The following is an 18,240-nucleotide window of genomic DNA, read 5'->3' as shown; positions in this document are numbered from 1 at the left end:
TTCTAATAAAGGTGTAGAGTTATCATCATCGCTATTACAAGAAATAAAGCCTATACCTGAGTTCGATTATTAAAACAAACAAATTTGATTAGAATTAACAGTTTGATATTTGATAGAAGGTTTTTTGGGCAAAAAGCTGTAAGCTATAAGTCCAGCGATTAAGTTTGTTAAAAAGTTTCCAAAACTTCTGTGTCTAGAATGTTCGATTTGACATATATTTTTGAGCTCATCATTTATTGTTTCTATAACAGAGCGTTTTCTCAGCATAATTTTATCGTTTAAGGCCATTAAGCAATTCTTCATGTTGTTTTTAATTTAAGTTATGAGCTGCACCCCATCAACAAAAAGCATTTGCGCTAGTTCCTTTCCAATGTAACCTTTATTGGCATATAGTTTTCCAAAGATTTTATCTAAAAACCGTTTATCTTTAAGTGGTGTTCTATCATCTACGTTAGCTTGAGTAATCGTAAAGTTGAGGATTTCCCCTTTGTCGTTAATAATGATGTGTAGTTTAAAACCATGGAACCAGCCCATGGTAGATTTGCCTGTGGTTGCAATGCCTTTAAATACTTTATTTCTAGAGATACGTTTTTGTTTGCACACACGTATTGGTGTAGAGTCTGCAAATGAAATACCTGTACATTTACCTAAACAACAGGTTTTTAAAAACAAAGTAAGCGGCATGAGATTTTGTTGCATGAGTTCAGTAAAGCGATTGTATGAAACCGTATTTGGAAATTCATTACGCATATGTTTCTGAAGATAGAATACGTAGAAATGCTTAAAGGTTCTAAAAACCACTGAGCTGGAAGATGATCATAATGGTAACAACTTCACTTTTGGTCATTACCGGAGAGCGTTTTGATGGATTGCCAAGTAGCGCTTTATCAACGATTTGGTCATATTCTTTGCAAAACTCGTCAACAATACAAAAAATTTTAGTAATTTTAGAGTAGATTATCGTAGATAGGTTTTTAGGTTAATAAATTGATTTTCAGAATTTTAATTTACTAAAAATCTATCTTTTTTGCTAGTAAAACCTATCTAAATATTAAGCGAACTCAGGTCCTATAAATAATGCTATTAATGCTAAAAATCATCAGATGTTTTATATTGAGTTCATATCTTTTTTATCCAAAAGAAGTATAAGTATCCGGACTTTTATAATTCCAGTTTAAAGCGGCTAATCCCCCCCCAACTAAAGCCATAATCACAAAGAAATTGAATAGATTGTCCCAACCATAGGTTTCGTTAATCGCGACAACAATATAACCAGAAAACATTTGCCCAATAGATCCAGTTCCATTTATTATTCCAGCAGCCATACCGGCACCTTTTTTTCCCCCAACATCCATGGCTCCAGCCGTAGAAATAAGGGAATCGGGACCATAGGTAGCTATCCCAATTAAGGCAATACTTATAATTACTCCTGCGCTTCCGAATGAAATTAATGAAGAGTGTATTAAGCACACTGTAGCCAATCCCAGCATCATCAAAGAAATGGTACTAAATCGTTTTGAATCAAATAGTTTATCTGAAGAATACCCAGCAAGTATAACCCCAAAAAAACCAATAAGTTCATAAACAGATGAGATATACCCCGAATCGCTTACATTATAATTTAGGCTCTTTTCAAGATATATTGGTAACCAAAACAAAAAAGCGTAGCGTGTTAACTTAAGTATTAAATAGCAGCTGGAATATATCCAAAGCGCTTTATTTTTGATTAAAATTTTTAAGAGTTTTAAGTTATCTTGCTTTCTGTTATTTCCAAGTTCATACTTGCTTTCTAAAATAGTAGGAAGGTTAATATCTTGTGGATTGTTTCTAGTAAATAGTAGGTATATAAAAGCTATGGCCACAAGTATGATTGATGGAAAGTAAAAACCTCTTTTCCAGCCCAATTCAGACATGAAATCCATATCGAATGCAGCATAGGTAGCAAAAATAGTTGCTAGGAAGCTTCCGGTTACATAGCACGTGGACCACCAGGACATAACAATACCTCTTTCGTTAGTTCTAAACCAGGGTGTCATGTTTTTAATTAAACCACTCCATCCCGTTGATTGCCCATATCCGTTAAGTGATATCAGGAAAATGACAATACCAACCGAAAATGACATACCAAGAAAGAAGTTGGCTATGGCTGCTAAAAATAATCCAGTACTTACTATTTTTCTCGGGCCAAATTTATCGGATAAATAGCCATTAACAAACTGGCCAATAGTATAAATTAAACTGTAAATAAAAATAATGGATGCATAATCAGAATTATCCAGACCTAAATCAGATTCCATGGAACTCCATGTAACAGCTAAGTTTTTACGGCAAAAATAGAAACCAGCATAAGATAACCAGGTTAATATGAATATTCGTTTTCTCCAATACTTTTGTTCTATGTTTAAGTTCATATATTAAAATGGATTCTTCCGTATGAAATACATTTTTAGTAATTGGGCCTTTTTAGAATACCTATTATGAACAGCATGTGCAACAGAGCCATCAAAGAATAAAACATCGCCTTCATATAAAACTATGGATTCTTCATTAATAATATAATCCAGTTTGCCACTAACAACATATATTAACTCGATGGCATCTGTTGAGATAGGCTCTCTATAAACACCTGTATTTACCTTCACAAGATAAGTTCGCAATGCACTATCTGACAGCGTGTTGGAAAACAAGAATGTATACTCTAAGCCCACTGAATCTTCACGATCCTCCAATTCACCTTCACCTTGCCTTATTAAAATATAAGATTCGGCATTGTTAGACATTAGATTCAATTCGCTTAAATCTATCCGAAGGGCTTGCATAATTTTTAGTAATACGGGAAGGGATGGTGTAGTTCTGAAATTTTCTATTTTAGAAATCAAGCCTGTACTTACATCGCTCATATCAGCAACTTGCTTAAGGCTTAATTCTCTATTTAAACGAACTCTTTTTAATTGCTTTCCTAGGTTTACTAAAATATCTTCCATGCTTTATTGACTTATAAGAAATTTATTTTAGAAAGATACGATTTTAACACTTCAAGGAAAGCTTTAATATCGTTATGGTCTATCTGGCCAATATTAGATATTCTAAAGGTATCATAACTATTTACTTTACCTGGATATATTGTAAATCCCTTGTCGAAGAAATAATCATGCATTTCATCAAAATCATAAGATTCTGTTTTAGGTTCAATAATAGAGGTTATAATTTTAGAATGGTATTTCTTGTCTATTAAATACTCTAATCCTAATGCTTCAATACCGTTCAGTAAAGTCTCCCAAGATTTAGAATAACGTTCATAGCGAGCCTCTATGGTTTCTTCCTGTGTTTCAATAATAGCCTGCTTTAAAGCATAAAAGGTTTGCACTGGTGGAGTGAATCGGGTTTGGTGTGTTTTTTCAAAATATGCATATTGGGCGTATAGGTTTAAATATAAACTACGCATAGGTATATTTGCCGTTGTTTCAAGTGCTTCTTTATTACATATGGCAAATCCAATACCTGCCATACCCTGAATGTTTTTATTTGAACTTGCTGCCAAGAAATCAATATTCATGGCTTTCATGTCTACAGGGATGGCAGCAAAGCCGCTCATAGAATCTACGATGAAGCTAATATTGAATTTCTTACAAATTTCACCAACTGAAGAGATGTCGTTTAACAAACCGGTTGTGGTTTCATGATGAATCATGGCCAAGTGTGTTAATCCATCTGTCTTTTTAATAGTATTTTCCAAAGCATTTAAATCGATAGGCTCTATTGAAGACGATTCAAAAACAACGGTTGGTATATTATAAATGTTGGTTATTTGGCACATACGCTTTCCATATGCACCATTATCTATAATTAATACTTTACCATTATCTGGGATTACTGAATTTAAGATGGCTTCTACGGTGGCAGTACCCGACCCTCCAAATAGTACTGTAACATAATCTTTAGGGGCGCCAACAAACCTTGTTATTTCTGTGGAGCAAAACTCCATAAGGTCTCCAAACTCTTTTTCCCTTGGACAAATATCTGGTACAGCTTGAGCAAATTTGACTGAGTCTGTGGTTGTAGCTGGACCGGGGTTCAATAGTACGTTTCTTTTAATTTCCATTTAATTTTGTTGATTTTATAATAATCTTAATTCTTATTCTCGACTCAAAAAGGGACCTGTTTTTTTAAGTTTTGTGTTGTACCCTTACATGCTCTAGAAAATTCTAAAGCATGTTACTATTGTAATAAATGTATTCTACATGTTAAGCTATATCCCAAGGCAAGGAATAGGTTTTTACATAAGTGTAGGCTTTCATGGCTTCAATAACCCCCTCTTTATAACCTAAACCAGAGTCTTTAACTCCACCAAAAGGAGTCCATTCCAATCGGTAACTTGGCGCTTCATTAACATTTACGGTTCCCGTATCCAATTCGGTTATAACACGTTGAATGGATGGCCAGTGATTACTAACCACACCTCCTGACAGACCATAGGGTGTATCGTTGGCAATGTTTATAGCCTCATCTAGGGTTGTGAAACGGATAATTGGTGCAACAGGACCGAAGGTTTCCTTAGCAACTACTTCGTGATCGTTTTTAATATGGTCCAAAACCGTTGGGGCAAACAAAGCACCTTCACGTTTATTGCCTGCTAAACAAACAGCTCCATTTGCTATGGCATCTTGTACTCGACGTTCCATTTCAATGGCGGCATCTTCAGTGATAACGGTCCCCATGTCATTGCTTTCGTCATAAGGATTTCCATATTTTAATGAGCTGACACGTTTGGCCAGCCTAGCTGCATATTCATCAGCAATACTTTCATGGACTAAAATTCGTCTAATGGCAGTACAACGCTGTGCTGAGTTTTTAAATGTTCCTGCCATTGTAACTTCCACAGCTTCGTCAATATCTGCATCATCCAATATTAATAAAGCTGAACTGCCTCCTAATTCTAAAACCAATTTTTTATAACCAGCTTTAGAAGCAATTATTTTACCAATTTTACTCCCTCCAGTAAATGAAACCATAGTAATTTCTGGATGCACTGTCATCATTTCAGCCGTAGCTTGAATATCTTTACCATTAACACAGTTAAGCATGTTGGCAGGCAAACCACAATCAAGTGCCAATTGCGTAAAATAATAAGCAGAAAGCGGTGTTCTTTCAGATGGTTTTAATACTACGGTATTATTAGTTGCAATAGCGGGTGCTATTTTATGAACCACCTGATTCATAGGGTGGTTAAATGGTGTAATGGCACTAATTAAACCTAATGGAACCCTAGTGGTATAAATTCTTCTGGACTTACCGTTTTTAGATACATCGCATGGAAATACTTGCGAATCATCGTCAAGAGCCTTCATAGCCGAAAATCGCAACACGTCGGATACACGACTCGCTTCGTAGCGCGTATCTTTTAGGCAAAGTCCAGTTTCATCAGTAATCATTTGGCTTACTTCATCTACACGTTTTTCCAGTTGGTCTGCTATTTTATTCAAAATCTCATAGCGTTCATAACGTGTGAGATTTATTTTTGTCTTCTTAGTATCAGTTAAAACCTTGTCTAAGGCATCCTCGTTTATAGAAGCAACTCTACCTACTAATTTTTTGGTATATGGATTATATACTTCAATCCATTCTCCAGTCTTAACTTGTTTGCCATTAATTATGGCACCAAACTCAATAATACCATCACTATTCTTATGGCTGTCCTTTTCCACAACATCTAATTGTTCTTTCATAGCTCAGCTTTTAAAATGTTTTTACTTTCTTGTTCGGTATTTTCAAAACCATTACTTAAGAAATAGAATAGATCAAAGTTCCTACACGTTCCTGTAGCTAATTTCTTTTCATATTCATCAGTTAATTTCCTGTTGAATATCATAGGGACTACTTGGCAGTGTTCACTACCATGTGAGCGCAACCCTTCCTTTACTTTATCAAGATCATGCCATTCTGGAGTTCTTCCAATGGTTGTTGTAGCATCAGATAGCACAACCAAATCTCCAATTCTATCTGAAGGCAGTTCAAAAGCTTCAACCGCTTCATTATTTGTTAAAACTTTCTCAACACCATCTAGACTTAGTAAGTAAGCTTTGGCAGCTTCTAGTTGTGATTTATCATCAAGATATAATGTCCCATACCCTCCCAAAGCACCATGATGAACCACATAGGGATCTGTAATTGGCAGTATAACTCGTGTGCTAATACCTTGTTCTTTTAATAATTTTTCTATAAACTGGACCTTTGGTGAGCCATCTTCATTTGTTTTGGCTTCCATACCGTGATCTGCAGTTACACCAACAATGGCTCCCAATTTATCAAGTTCACCAAGCCAATAATCTATCTTTGCAAGAAAATTGTTAGCGCCTTCACTTCCAGGAGCGTATTTGTGCTGAACAAAATCGGTTGTGGTTAAGTACATCACATCAAAATGTTCGCGCTGTAAAAGTTTGACCCCAGCTTCAATACAGTAAACTGAAATGTATGGGTCGTATATACCGGGCCTTTCTTTACCCATTAAGTCAGTTTCAACATTTTCAATACCATTTTCTTGAATTGTGGCATGATTGGCAAACTCGGCAGAAAAACAGATGCCGTTTAAATTATGGGCCAGCATTTTTCTTAGTTTGTCTTTTGCGGTAACAACAGCAACCTTACGGTCTTTATGGCTAAGTTCAGATAAAATGGTTGGAACTTTTAAGTATTTTGGATCGTTCATCATTACTTCTTCCTGTAATTGGGTGTCCCAATAAAAATTTCCACAAATACCGTTTACTTTTGGAGGCACACCAGTAACGATTGCCATATTGTTAGGGTTTGTAAATGAAGGTATTACACTTTTAACCAAACCAAAAGAGCCTTCCTCTATAAATCGATGTAGATTAGGCATAACGTGCTTAGCCTTTTCATAGTATGGATACGACGTACCATCCATACATATTCCTATTAGTGTTTTTTTCTGTTTAGGGTAATCTCTGTTGTTAATTTCCATTTGTTTGAATAACTAAATATTGAACTAAATTTTTCACAAATGTAAAAAAAATGTACATATATTATAATTTTTATTAAAATTTTTACTAATATTACAATAGTTTTATATATATGAATAGTTTTGCTTACAGAAAATTGCTTTATAGGGGAAGGCCTTAACAATGTCAATTTTTTAATATAGTCAATTTTAGTGCAGCTCAAAAGTAATATTTGGCAAATGAAAGCACTTAATCTTGATACATATTTCATTTAAGTTGGCCTTATGATATTTATATCAAAATTTGAGTAGTCTTATATCCATGTATTGTATTTTTTATGAAAGAGGGTTTGTTTTTTCGATTTAAGAATGGAGACGAAAAGGCTTTTAAGTTTTATTTCGACAAATACCATGCAAAAATTATTGGCTTTTGCGTACAGTTTTTGCATGATGAAGATAAAGCCAAGAGTATTGCTCAGGAAGCATACATAAAACTATGGCTTAATCGAGAAAAAGTGATAAGAGAAAAAGGAATACCTGCATTTTTGTATACCTCAGCAAAATCAGAGTGTTTGAACTTAATTAGACACCACAAAGTGATTTCTAGATACAAGGGGGTTAAGTTACAGGAATATGAAGACCAATTAAATCAACAAGTATTAGAGGCGTTACAATTTGATTCTATGAATTTCATAGAGTTGGAATTAATGATTGAAAAAGCGATTAGCGAATTGCCAGAACGTTGTAAACTGGTTTTTATCAAACGTCGAAAAGAGAATAAAAAAATTATTGATATTGCCAAAGAATTAGGCATTTCTAGTAAAGCTGTGGAAGCAAATATAACAAGAGCAACAAAAGAACTTAGGTTAAAATTAGCTAATCATATACCATTAATTCTGCTGGTTTTTCATCAAACTACAAAAAATTTATTTTAACATATAGGGTAAAGGGTTTTTAAAGTGTACATACTTAAGACACACAAAACTGTTTATGGACAAGTTAATAATAAAATACTTTTCTAATAAGGCTTCAGAAGAAGAGATCGCTTTTTTATTTCAATGGATACAAGCTTCACCTCAAAATAAATCATTGTTCATTAAAATAAAGAAGGCTTGGGTGCTTACTGCTAGCATCGATAATCAACTTGAATGGACAGAAATTCAGGAAAAGATTCAATTTAAGAAGGAAAACCAGCTTAATCTAGAACAAGTTATAAATGATCATAAACCCAAAATAAAACGTCTTAATCGAATTAAGCCATTACTTAAGTATGTAGCGGTCATTATTTTAATGTTAGTGTTTGGTGATTCTTACTTTAAGAATACGTCTAATGTAGAAATGGCACCAATTAATATTATCCAAAGTGCTACAGTTGTTAATGCTGGTACAGACAGGGCAACACTTACGCTAGCAGATGGATTAACTGTTGTTTTAGAGAAGGGAAAATCCTTTTCTGATAAAAATGTTATTAGTAATGGCGAAAGACTCATTTATGGTTCAACAAAAGAAGAGGTGTATGCTATAGAATATAATTACTTAACAGTACCAAGAGGAGGACAGTTTTTTGTTGAGTTACAAGATGGTACTCAAGTATGGTTAAACTCGGAATCACAATTAAAGTATCCAGTAACCTTTTTGGAAGGGGTTCCTAGAAGTGTTGAATTGGTCTATGGTGAAGCATATTTTGATGTTTCTCCAAGCACAGAGCACAATGGGGATGTTTTTAAGGTTTTAACGGGAAAGCAGAAAATAGAAGTTATTGGGACAGAATTTAATGTAAAGGCATATCAAGACGATGAACATGTATATACTACCCTGGTAGAGGGAAAAGTGGTTTTGGATAATAGTATTCAATCCAATGATTTAATTCCCGGACAGCAATCTATCTTAAACAAAGAAACCAGTGACGTAAAAATTGCTAAGGTAAATGTGGCTTCAGAGATTTCTTGGCGTGATGGTGTTTTTAGCTTTAGAGGGAAGACTTTAAAAGAAATAATGAAAGTGCTTTCAAGGTGGTACGATGTCAATATCCTTTTTCATAACAACGAACTCCAAGAAATCAAGTATATAGGGGTTCTAAGTAAAAATCAAAAACTGGAAGAAATTTTAACCATTATAAAGAACACAAAATTTATAAATGCCTATGAGATAAAAGACAACGCTATTTTAATAAAATAAGAAAAAAAGAAAAGGGAACTGAGGTTCAACTGTCCAAGGTATTGCTCAATGTCCCCTTTTTAGGATTATTAATCAATCAATAATTATTAACTAACTAATAATGTGCAAATTTATGGAAATTAAATCAACCAACCTCCTTTTTTGTTTTAAAAGGAAACTACTGCTAATTATCATGAGATCTATAATATTTTTATTCTGCTGTATGGTCTTCAGTATGGCTCCAAATAATATTTTATCTCAAAACACAAAAATTAAAATTAACGCTGATAAAGAATTGACCGTAGATGAGATTTTTGAGCTCATCATGGATCAAACCAGCTTTAATTTCATTTATCAAGAAGATATGTTCAAGGGTTTTCCAAAGGTTTCCTTAAAGAAGGGAATCATTGGAGCAAACCAACTATTGGAGAAAAGTAAGGTTAACACGGTATTCGATTTTAAGTTTACCGATAGTAATACTATTGTGTTGGAAGAAAAAAAGCCTGAGCTCGTTGCCAATAGTGAAGATGAACAGCAAAATACGATTACGGGTACGGTGACGGACGATGCTAATATTCCGCTTCCGGGGGTGAATATTTTAAAAGTGGGGACATCTACTGGCTCACAAACCGATTTTGATGGAAACTATTCTATAAATGCCAATGTAGGTGATGTGCTTGAGTTTTCATATGTAGGAATGAAGACTATTCAAATAACTGTGGGCGAAGAAAACCAAATAAATGTTGTGCTAAAGGAAGATGCTGCTAGGCTGGAAGAAGTCGTGGTAACAGCTTTGGGTATTAGAAAAGAAAAAAAACGTATTGGCTATTCAACACAAGAAGTGAAAGGAGATGCATTACAAATCGTGCAAACGCCTAATGTGGTTGAATCATTGTCTGGGAAAGTAGCCGGTATGACCATAGTGCATGATGCGGCTAACTTCTTTTCAGATCCACAAATTTATTTAAGGGGAGAAAAACCACTTATAGTGGTAGATGGTGTACCACAGCCCGATAGCAACTTTTGGAACTTAAGTTCAGATGATATAGAAAGTATAAATGTCTTAAAAGGTGGAGCAGCTTCGGCTCTATATGGTTCTTTGGGTAAAAACGGAGCCTTACAAATTACCATGAAATCTGGAAAGGGAGCACGAGGAACAACAATTTCCTATAATAGTTCTACTACATTCCAGACAGGGTTTTTAAGAATTCCGCGTGCACAGACCGAATATGGTCCGGGTAATACAGGACGTTATAGATATGGTGGGGGTTTTGCTGGTGGTGATGGTTTAACCGAAGGAGGGGCAGTAAACGATTTCGATTATTCTATTTGGGGGCCAAAGTTTGATGGTCGATTGATAGAGCAATACGATTCCCCAATAGATCCATTAACTGGATATCGAATCCCTACACCATGGTTATCTAAAGGAGAACACAATTTAAAGAATTTTATGGAAACCGGATTCGTTACTTCAAATAATGTTACAGTTACATCAGGGTTTGATAAAGGTAGTTTTGTTGTTTCCAACACTTATAAATATGCAAAAGGTTCAATTCCTGGTCAGCGATTGGATATAAATACCTTTAGGTTAACAGGTAATATTGATGTAAATAAAGTAGTTAATATTGAAGGGTCTTTACAGTATAACTATCAATATAATAACAATAGAATTAGACCAGACTATGGACCTTCATCTCCAATTTATCTTATATCATTGTGGGGCGGCGCTAACTGGGATGTAAGGGATTTAAGACATGTTTGGATTCCTGGAAAAGAAGGTCTTAAACAGGACTTTGTAGAAAGCTGGCGTTACAATAACCCCTATGCAATAGCCTATCATTGGAGAAAACCTCATACCAAAAATGATATCCTTACATATGCTAAGCTTAATTTTAATATAACCGATAAATTAAAAGCTTATTTAAGAACTACATTGAGCCAATATAACCTGGTTAATAATGAAGAAATTTCAAAAGATATTTACCATTATGATATTCCAGATAGGCAGGGAAGGTTTAGATATAATAATACGCGTTATTTCGAAAACAATACAGATTTTTTAATTTCATACAATAACAAGTTTTTTGGGGATGATTTTGAAGTAAGTGCTAACCTAGGTGGTAACCAACGTTTTTTAAGAATTGAAAATGAAAGCGCAAGCACTACACAGTTAATAGTACCTGAAGTGTTTACTTTAAATAATTCAGTAGATCAAGTAACACCTAGAAGTTCTAAGAGAAAGAAAGGGGTTTACAGTATTTACGCTTCTGCAGATTTCGCTTATAAAGATTGGTTGTACTATGGGTTTACAGGAAGGATAGATAAATCGTCTACCTTGGTTAAAGGAAATGATAGTTTCTTTTACCCATCTGTTTATTTGAGTTTTGTTGCAAGTGAATTGTTTGATTTGCCTGAGGCTATTAGTTTTTTAAAGATGAGAACTTCTTGGTCGAATGTTGGTGGTGATTTAGAAATTTATGAAGCTTCTAATTCTTATTCAACAGGAAGGTATAGAAATAAGCCAACGGCAAACTTTCCTGCTATATTAGAAAATCCACTTTTGGAACCTGCTGGTAATAATGCAACAGAGTATGGTATAGAATTGAAATTATTTAAAGGGCGTCTTGGGTTTGATTTTTCGTATTATGAGAACACTAATGGACCTCAAATTTACGATCAGAAATTCTCGGAGTCATCGGGTTGGGATGGTATTTTGTTCAATGGAAGGGAAACGCAACGACGAGGGATGGACTTTGCCATAACAGGAACGCCTATACAAACCGATAATTTTATGTGGACTTCTGTTTTAAACTTTGGAAAAAATAAAAATTATTTGACTAAGATTCCTGCTTTACCTGATGGAACACCAGTATTAAATGAAGGTTTTACCAAATTAGGGGACGAATTGGAACATTATTGGTATCCTGTTTGGGAGCGCTCTCCAGATGGTCAATTAATCATTAACTCAAATGGTTTACCACGAACCACACCATTTTATGTAGATACAGGAGCGACAACACCAGACTTTGAAGCCAGTATTAGCAATACTTTTAATTACAAGAACTTTTCGTTAAACTTTTTATTATCTGGGAGTTTTGGAGGAATTACTCAAGACGCGTATGAGCATGATTTATGGAGAACGGGTAACCACCCTGATTCAGTTCATCCAGAGCGCGAACTGTCTAACATTGCTTATGTAAATGGAACAGATCCAAGAACTATGCAAGTGCCAGGTCTAGCAATTGTTTCTGGAGAAGTTACGTACGATCCTGATGGAAATATTTTGCAGGATACACGTGTTTTTGAACCAAGTACTTATAAAGTGGATTATCAAAGTTGGGCATCCAATTATGCTGGAGCATGGCAAAACTTAATTAAGGATAAAACGTTTTTAAAGTTAAGAGAGGTTGCTGTTAGTTATAGATTCCCTAAGAAATTATTAGAAAAAACCTTTATAAATTCTGCATCAATTTCAGTTATTGGAAGAAACTTGTGGTACTGGACCAAAGATGACTTTTATGGTGATCTAGATTTTTACACCTTACCGGTTAATAGTAGAGATACTGATATTCAATTACCATCTCAAAGATCGTATGGATTTAACGTAAACTTCACATTTTAAAATAAAAAGTTATGAAAAAAAATATAATATATAGGTTACTGTTGTTCATTTTATTAACAGGATTATTAGTGAGTTGTTTGGATGATTTTGATGAATTAAGAGAAAACCCTAACGAGCCTACTTCTGTGCCGCCCAGTTTAATTTTTACACAATTAACACCAACCCCCATATCTTCGTTTAGGGATGATTACCAACGTATGCAATACCATTTATGGATTGCAACAGATAATACTAATCCTCCTAATTTTAATAGTCGTTTTGAGGGAAGTTTTGATGGTTATGCTAACCTAAGAAACATCAATAAGATGATGGAAGAGGCTGAAAAATCAGGAACTCCCGAATATAATATATTAGGTAAGTTTTATGGAGCCATGAATTACATTGAAATGACCAGACGAATGGGTGATGTTCCTTTATCTGAAGCTATGATGGGTGTGGATAATCCACAACCTAAATATGATTCCCAAAAATCGGTTTATATTAAATGCTTGGATTGGTTGGATGAAGCCAATAACGAGTTGGGAAGTTTTATTTCAGCCAACCCGGCTTACACTATTGAAGGAGATATTTATTTTAATGGTAATCTTAGACAATGGCAAAAGGTTATAAATGCTTATACTCTAAGAATATTGGTGTCATTGAGCAAAAGAGCCTCAGATACAAGTTTGGATGTTCAGGGACGTTTTTCAAGAATTCTTAGTAATCCTTCTAAATATCCCTTAATGACAAGTATTGCAGATAACGCACAATTGGAGTATAGTGGAGAGGATGGATTTAAACAAACCTATCAGCCAGAACAGGCGGTTTATCGTGATGCTGTAGTTTATGCCAGTACCTATATAGATTTGTTAAAGGTAAAAGAAGATCCACGTTTAATGATAGTTGCCGATCCAACGAGGGATGCCTTAGAAGCTGGCTCAGATGAAGCAACTGTTAGGGCTAATTTTGACTCTTATGCTGGAGCTGATGTTTCAATAACAGGAGCTGAAAACTCTTCAAAAAAATTGGACGGAGACTATTCATTTCCTAATGAAGAAAAATATTGGAATTTTGTAGGGCAACCAGGTGTTTGGATAAGCTATTGGGAGCAAGAGTTTTGTATTGCAGAAGCTGCTCACAGAGGATGGATTTCCAATGATGCTGCAACACATTACAATAATGCCATAAGTGCTTCTATGGAATGGTATGGGGTTGATGAAGCTAATATCACGGATTATATAACCAACAAACAACCTTATATAACTGGAAGCGCTGGGCTACAGCGTTTATTGGAACAAAAGTATATTGCATTTGCCGAAAATTCAGACCAAGAATCTTTCTTTACAACTAGAAGAACAGGTGTGCCTACCTACATATTTTCGAGTGAAAATGGAATCGACCCTAATTTGGGTGAAAAATATCCGGTTAGGTGGGTTTACCCTCAATCAGAAGAAGATAACAATAATGCGAATTATAGAGCTGCACTAACGGCACAATTTGGTGCTGAAGTTGATGATACTAGGCAGGTAATATGGTTGTTAAAGGATTAATTTTATAAAGCTTTAAGATGAAAAATATATATATATTAAAAAACATTAAAAACATATCATACCTTTTGGTTAGCACTCTGTTGCTAGTAATAGGGGCATGTGATGATAACGGTCCTGGATTTACAGATGAAAGGTATTTATCCAATTTTGATTATTACTTATACCATGCAAATCCGTATACTGGTGTTGATTATACTGAAGAAGAATTGGCAACATTGAGTTATGATCCAAAAGAAAAGGAGGATTATGCAGAGGGGCAACCAATTGAATTGGAATTGATTTCTCAAAAAATGCCTGCTGAGGTAAGAGTTTTGTCTGGAAAAGACTTGTCGGTTATTAGTACGTTAACCAGTTTTACTCAAGAGGGAGAAACCTATAGATCGGAAAAATTCAGTTCTACACTGGAGAATTTGGGCTTATTGGAAATTGGGGACAAAACAACCATCCAATTTGAAATTGATTTTGCAGACGGATCTATAGGGTCTGTAAATTTTCAGATAAGACGTGTTAAGTTTTTCGATCCGAATGCCATTGTAGATACGTTTGTATACTTGAAAAAGAGTACGGGCGAAACCATACCGCTTAGAATTGATGAAAATGTAACATCTAGAACACCTAGTGCCCAATATGGAAATATTGTTGAATTTGATGGTGCTTCAAACAAAGTGGAAGTAACAGATAATGCCGCTATTGCCTTTAGGCATACAGATGATTACTCTATAGGATTTTATATTAATACCACTTCTACCGATAGTGATCCGGCTATTATTGGAGATCAAGATTGGAATAGTTCCAATAACCCAGGGTTAACTATTGCGCACAGAGGAAGTAACTGGCGTGTTGCTAGATCGGATGGTTTAACGAAGGCCGATATTAATTATGATGGTGCCTATAATGATGGCGACTGGCATTTTTTAATGGTAACTTTCGATAGGGATGGTAATATGACCATGTATCAAGATGGCGTTGCGCTTGCTAGTACAGATATGTCTGGAGTTGGTGGTGCAGATAGTGGTAACAACATTTTTATTGGACAAGATGGTACCGGTAATTATGGACAGTATTTCCAAGGTAAAATAGGCAACGTTTATATTTACGATTATGCTTTAACTGCTGATCAGGTGGCTGGTGTTTCATCACCTTTAACAGGCGTGCAGTTAAAAACACAGGATGGTGTAGTAAAAAATGTATCAGTAAATAACTCTGGAGCAACTGAAAGCTATGAAGAAAATAGGTTTACCTATCTCTTTGAAGGAGGTACAAATGTGCAAATATTAGATCCACTTGATTTTGTAGCAACTGAAGATTTTAGTTTTTCATTTTGGACAAAGTATACAGATATGTCTAGCGATCCCTGTTTTATGGGGAATAAAGATTGGGGAAGTGGTCACAACCCTGGATTTTGTGTGTATTATGCGGGAGGAAATATAGGATTAAACACTAAAGGTAGTGCTTCTTCAACACGATCTGATATAGAATCTACTAGTGCTGCTAATGATAACGAATGGCATTTGGTTGTAGTTACTTTAGATAGAGATGGTAATGCAAATTTATATATCGATGGTAAACCTGAAGGGTCCGTTAGTATAACTACCGTAGATAATCTTGATTCTGGAATGCCTTGGCGCATTGGAAACGAGGGTACTGGGAGCTATACAGATTGGTTTGGTAAGATAGCAGATGTGGTTATTTACGATTATGTTTTATCAGAAGCAGATATAGAAAGATTGGCAGATGAATAGTAAGTTGCGTTAGTTTTAATTTAGTTTGCATGAGAGGGGGGTATATATTACTTATACTCCTCTTTTTTTTTAGATATTTATAACTTTTAACCAATAATTTTAAATGTTATGGTAAAAATAAAGATTTCCTATTCTAAAAGTATAGTTTTAATAATACTTAGTGTAATATTAGCATCCTGTAGTAGTAAAAATGATAGTGATGATCCAATCATGCCAGAATCTACAGATCAAATTAAAAAGGTCTTGGTAATTGGTATCGATGGCTGTAGGCCAGATGCATTAACAATAGCAAATACTCCCAATTTGGATGCTTTAATCGCCAATGGCACCTATTCCTTAGACGCTAGAAATATAAGGAAAACTTCAAGTGGTCCTGGATGGTCATCAATGTTAACAGGTGTTTGGCAAGATAAGCATGGCGTAGTTGATAATTCTTTTAATGGAGCAAAATTTTCAAGCTATCCGCATTTTTTTAGATATATTGAGAATAAGGATCCTCTCCATAGAACGGTATCGGTATGTCAGTGGCATCCTATTAATGATATCATTGTAAATGGAAAAGCTGATAAAATAGTTAATACTCAAGATTCTACTATCGACACAAAGAACAAAGCTGTTTCAGAATTAGCCAACAACGATTTAACAGCGTTATTTGTTCATTTTGATGATGTAGACCATGCAGGTCATGGTTCTGGTTTTAGTTCAGATAACCCAAATTATATTAGTGCTATTGAAACGGTTGATGCAGCTATAGGAGATGTGATTGCAGCTGTTAACGCTCGTACTAATTACAATAAGGAAGATTGGCTCATTTTGGTAAGTACAGATCATGGAGGTTTGGGAACTTCCCATGGAGGAGATAGTGAGGAAGAACGTACCATATTTATAATTGCAAGTGGAAAGAATATTCCAAAGAAAGAAATAGCCAAAATAACAACACAAACAACAATTCCCCCAGTAAATAACTGTTTAAATAGCACTACGGAATTGTTCTTTGATGGGACTTCAAGAATTAGTGTACCCAACAATAGTGTACATAGTTTTGGATCGTCTCAGGATTTTTCTATTGAATGCCGCTTTAGGTCCAATGCGCCAAACGATGTAAGTATTGTAGCAAAAAAAGACTGGTATAGTGGCTTATATCCAGGATATGTATTTTCTTTTAAACCCAGTACTAAAAAATTCAAAGTTAATGTTGGGGATGGTTCAAATAGGGTAGATGTAGAAACAGAAGAAATAACAGATAACGAATGGCATACGGTTAGTGCAACTTTTGATCGTGATGGGATGTTGAATGTGTATATTGATGGCGTACTTAAAAATAGTGCTTCCATGGCAGCCATTGGTGATATCGACAACGCATTTCCCTTTACTATTGGGGCGGATGGAAAAAATGCTTATGCCTATAATGGGTATATTGCCGAAGTGAGGGTGTTTAACACGTTGTTAAGTACAGATGATATTGATTCTTGGAAATGTAAGAAACTGGACAATACCCATTCTAAGTATGCCAATTTGCAAGGCTATTGGAAACTTACAGAAGGTTCGGGGACTGTTATTACAGATTCAAGTACAAATTCGGTCGATGGGAATTTAACCAACGGCGAATGGAAAGATGCTACAGTTGGTCAGACTGTCAATGTGCACAATTATGACAATACCCCAAGAATGGTAGATGTGGCCGTAACAGCATTAACGCATTTGTGTATTGACATTGAATCTTCTTGGGGTTTGGAAGGGAATTCTATCATCGACACAAACTGTTCCAATTAGTCCCTTAAAGGAATACTGGAGTTGTTACCTTTACTCGGACATAAAATTTAAGGACGTATATTGCTAAAAAGTAAATATTTTTAGCCAATGAAAAAACGAGTTTACAGTAAAGAACTAAAGGAGCAAGCAGTTCGATTAAGTTATCAGTGAGATAACATTAAAGAACTGGCAGACGAACTAGGTATTCAAGTTCAGAGAATTTACAAATGGCGTAGAGCGTTAAAAGATGCATCAAATCCAGTTATTCAACTAGCCAAAACGGAAGATGCAGAAATCAAGCGTTTACGTAAGGCTTTAAAAGATAAAGAGTAGAACTTGGAATCTTAAAAAAAGCCGTTCACATCTTTTAGTTCATTGTTTATTATTTTCAATTAAGGTATTCATGAATGCTTTGCATTTCCAAGAGCGATGGGAAATCTATCAATTTATAGCCAGCTACAGTCATTTATATCCCATTGAGAA

At 35.0% G+C, this 18,240-nt stretch carries 11 protein-coding genes and 1 pseudogene; 6 read left to right on the top strand and 6 right to left on the bottom strand.

Annotated elements, in window-relative coordinates; genetic code table 11:
- Positions 1 to 69: 69 nt before the first annotated feature.
- The 6 genes and pseudogenes from AADI82_RS06630 to phnA all read right to left on the bottom strand — a co-directional run bounded on the left by AADI82_RS06630 (position 70) and on the right by phnA (position 6,979).
- A pseudogene (locus AADI82_RS06630) lies at positions 70 to 958 on the bottom strand (IS982 family transposase).
- A 172-nt stretch (positions 959 to 1,130) separates the two neighbouring features.
- Complete coding sequence (locus tag AADI82_RS06625; protein ID WP_341215663.1) at positions 1,131 to 2,411, bottom strand: MFS transporter; 1,281 nt, start codon at positions 2,409 to 2,411, stop codon at positions 1,131 to 1,133.
- A gap of 3 nt (positions 2,412 to 2,414) precedes the next feature.
- Positions 2,415 to 2,984 (bottom strand): XRE family transcriptional regulator, encoded by a 570-nt coding sequence (locus AADI82_RS06620; protein WP_341215662.1) that lies wholly within the window; start codon positions 2,982 to 2,984, stop codon positions 2,415 to 2,417.
- Positions 2,985 to 2,995: 11 nt separating this feature from the next.
- Positions 2,996 to 4,102 (bottom strand): 2-aminoethylphosphonate aminotransferase, encoded by a 1,107-nt coding sequence (locus AADI82_RS06615; RefSeq protein ID WP_341215661.1) that lies wholly within the window; start codon positions 4,100 to 4,102, stop codon positions 2,996 to 2,998.
- Positions 4,103 to 4,244: 142 nt separating this feature from the next.
- Complete coding sequence (locus AADI82_RS06610; protein WP_341215660.1) at positions 4,245 to 5,726, bottom strand: aldehyde dehydrogenase family protein; 1,482 nt, start codon at positions 5,724 to 5,726, stop codon at positions 4,245 to 4,247.
- Positions 5,723 to 6,979: a phosphonoacetate hydrolase gene (gene phnA, locus AADI82_RS06605; protein WP_341215659.1), complete on the bottom strand. Its 1,257-nt coding sequence runs from the start codon at positions 6,977 to 6,979 to the stop codon at positions 5,723 to 5,725. Before phnA ends, AADI82_RS06610 begins: the two co-directional genes overlap by 4 nt.
- Positions 6,980 to 7,293: 314 nt before the next feature.
- Here phnA and AADI82_RS06600 point away from each other — a divergent pair, with 314 nt between their 5' ends.
- The 6 genes from AADI82_RS06600 to AADI82_RS06575 all read left to right on the top strand — a co-directional run bounded on the left by AADI82_RS06600 (position 7,294) and on the right by AADI82_RS06575 (position 17,778).
- The gene (locus AADI82_RS06600) at positions 7,294 to 7,890 is read left to right on the top strand and encodes an RNA polymerase sigma-70 factor (protein ID WP_341215658.1); all 597 of its coding nucleotides are present in this window, start codon (positions 7,294 to 7,296) and stop codon (positions 7,888 to 7,890) included.
- A 55-nt stretch (positions 7,891 to 7,945) separates the two neighbouring features.
- Complete coding sequence (locus tag AADI82_RS06595; protein ID WP_341215657.1) at positions 7,946 to 9,133, top strand: FecR domain-containing protein; 1,188 nt, start codon at positions 7,946 to 7,948, stop codon at positions 9,131 to 9,133.
- Between the two features lie 214 nt (positions 9,134 to 9,347).
- Positions 9,348 to 12,734, top strand: a complete 3,387-nt coding sequence (locus AADI82_RS06590; protein WP_341215656.1) for a SusC/RagA family TonB-linked outer membrane protein — start codon at positions 9,348 to 9,350, stop codon at positions 12,732 to 12,734.
- Between the two features lie 11 nt (positions 12,735 to 12,745).
- Positions 12,746 to 14,263: a SusD/RagB family nutrient-binding outer membrane lipoprotein gene (locus AADI82_RS06585; protein ID WP_341215655.1), complete on the top strand. Its 1,518-nt coding sequence runs from the start codon at positions 12,746 to 12,748 to the stop codon at positions 14,261 to 14,263.
- Positions 14,264 to 14,280: 17 nt separating this feature from the next.
- The gene (locus AADI82_RS06580) at positions 14,281 to 16,005 is read left to right on the top strand and encodes a LamG domain-containing protein (RefSeq protein ID WP_341215654.1); all 1,725 of its coding nucleotides are present in this window, start codon (positions 14,281 to 14,283) and stop codon (positions 16,003 to 16,005) included.
- A 108-nt stretch (positions 16,006 to 16,113) separates the two neighbouring features.
- Positions 16,114 to 17,778 (top strand): alkaline phosphatase family protein, encoded by a 1,665-nt coding sequence (locus AADI82_RS06575; protein WP_341215653.1) that lies wholly within the window; start codon positions 16,114 to 16,116, stop codon positions 17,776 to 17,778.
- The last annotated feature ends 462 nt before the right edge of the window (positions 17,779 to 18,240 follow it).

It is taken from the genome of uncultured Wocania sp. (assembly GCF_964021735.1).
In the GTDB taxonomy this organism is placed as follows: domain Bacteria; phylum Bacteroidota; class Bacteroidia; order Flavobacteriales; family Flavobacteriaceae; genus Wocania_A.
The sequence above is the reverse complement of the archived record's forward strand: the minus strand, read 5'-3'. Positions and strand labels throughout refer to the sequence as shown.